Genomic DNA, 2,022 nt, shown 5'->3' on the forward strand with positions numbered 1-2,022 from the left:
GGAGCGCCCGCACGCCACCCGATCCCGACTTCGCCCGGGGTTCTCCCACCGGAGCGGCCCGGGCATGGCAGAATGGCCCACAGTCAACATGTACGGACAGGGAGAACACGCAGTGAGCGACAAGGACACCCAGAAGGACAGCGGCTTCTTCAGCGACGCGGAGAGCTTCACCCCGCAGGTCAGCAACATCCCGTTGGAGGACGCCGCCGCCGGCCGCACCGCCAGCATCGGTGAGCTCGTGCGGGACGCCTCCACCCAGGTCTCGTCACTGATCCGCTCGGAGACCGAGCTGGCCAAGACCGAGATCGCGGGTTCCGCGAAGAAGGCTGGTATCGCCGCAGGCCTGCTGGGTGGCGCGGGCGTCATCCTCGCCTACAGTTCCTTTTTCTTCTTCTTCTTCCTCGCCGAGCTGCTCGACAACTGGATGCCGCGTTGGGTCGCCTTCCTTGTGGTCTTCCTCATCATGTTCGTGCTTGTCGTCGTCCTGGCTATCGTCGCGATCAAGTTCATCAAGGGTGTGAAGAAGCCCGCGGCGACGATCGAGTCGGTCAGTCAGCTCACGTCGGTGATCCCGGGCTCCAGCTCCCCGGCGTCCTCCTCGGACGACGCCGGCATGTTCACCTAGATCCGGATTCTCTTCTGTGAACTCCTCTCTCGCCCCGGAGCACATCTACGTGCACACCCGGGGCATTCGTCTGCATGTCGCCGTCACCGGGCCCCGCACCGCACCACTGGTGCTACTGATCCACGGTTTCGGCGGCGGCTGGTTCGACTGGACCGAACTGATGCCGGAACTGGTCGGCGATACCGACGGCGACACCGGTGACGACGCCGGAGAGTTCTGCGTCGCCGCCGTCGACCTGCGCGGTTACGGCAGGTCGGACAAGACACCCCGCGGCTACGACCTCACCACCGCGGCCTCCGACATGTGCGGGGTGATCCGCGGGCTCGGTCACACTGACGCCCTGGTCGTCGGCCACGGTGAAGGTGGCCTTATCGGCTGGACCATGGCCGCCCACGAGCCGGAGCGGGTCCGGGGCCTGGTGACCCTGGCGTCCGCCCATCCCCGGGTGGTGGCCCGCTCGGTGCTGCTGCACCCGGTGTCCCAGTGGCCGCGACTGCGGTCCTCGATGTTCGCCCAGCTGCCGCGGTGGCCGGAGCATCGTCTGCTGCGCAACAACGCCGAGAAGGCCGCCAGGACGTTCCGTTACGGGGTGGCCCCGGGTTTCCGGGACACCGAGGTCTGCACCCGTCATGCCGAGCTGCGCCGTGAGGCGATGCAGGTCGACAAGGTCGCGCACCTGTCGTGCGAGTACCGCCGGTGGACGGTGCGCAGCAGGTTCCGCCCTGAGGGCGGGCACTTCGACCGCACCCTCCCCAACCACACGGACGCCCCGGTGGTGTGCGTGGACGGTTCGATGGACCGCGCCTACAACGCGAAGATCGCGAAGCGGTCCGCAGCCCGCGGTGGTGCGGGGTCACGCGCCGAGGTGATCTACGGGGTGGGGCACTTCCCGCACATCGAGGATCCGGCGACTGTCGCCCGGATCATCCGCGGCGTGGAGTGAGCACGCGGACTCTCACAGGCTCCTGTCCACTTGTGTGCCAGTGGAGATGCACATCCTCGATCTCTGCGGGTGACCCGGCAACCCGTCTTGGAATGCTGGTGGCGGTCACAAATGCCCTGGGGCTGCGCCGTGCTCTGAGCGAAGCTCTGTCGCCGGCCTTCGATCCTTCCACCAACGCCCCGGCGCTAGAGCCGCTCCCACACCGCGGCAAGCTCTAGGGAGGTACCGTCATGCCCGCTATAGGTGTCGGGCCTGACCTCCGATCCAACGTCAGCAATGTGACGCGATGTGGTTTCATGGTTTCTGGTGCCCGTTTGAGACCATTGCCGGCGGCCTTGCAGTTGGTAGGGCTGACCCACGATAACTTCATAGTGGAAATCCTGGTTCAGTGTAACGCGTGGTGCCTAACGCGACTGGAGTAGTACAGGGGAGCCGATAAGGACCTTTATGACAC

Annotated in this window: 2 protein-coding genes; both read left to right on the forward strand. The window is 66.0% G+C overall.

What is annotated here, in order from left to right:
- Window positions 1-88 precede the first annotated feature (88 nt).
- Window positions 89-625 carry a phage holin family protein gene (locus tag QZV72_RS05960; protein ID WP_297006266.1) on the forward strand — a complete coding sequence of 179 codons (537 nt, stop codon included), beginning with the start codon at window positions 89-91 and terminating at the stop codon, window positions 623-625.
- 16 nt (window positions 626-641) lie between these two features.
- Window positions 642-1,568: an alpha/beta fold hydrolase gene (locus QZV72_RS05965; protein WP_297006264.1), complete on the forward strand. Its 927-nt coding sequence runs from the start codon at window positions 642-644 to the stop codon at window positions 1,566-1,568.
- Window positions 1,569-2,022 lie beyond the last annotated feature (454 nt).

It is taken from the genome of uncultured Corynebacterium sp. (assembly GCF_902782855.1).
Classification (GTDB): Bacteria; Actinomycetota; Actinomycetes; order Mycobacteriales; family Mycobacteriaceae; genus Corynebacterium.

Excerpts from the sequence above, each read along its gene's own strand:
- QZV72_RS05960 (WP_297006266.1), top strand. The coding sequence starts at position 89 with ATGTACGGACAGGGAGAACACGCAGTGAGCGACAAGGACACCCAGAAG.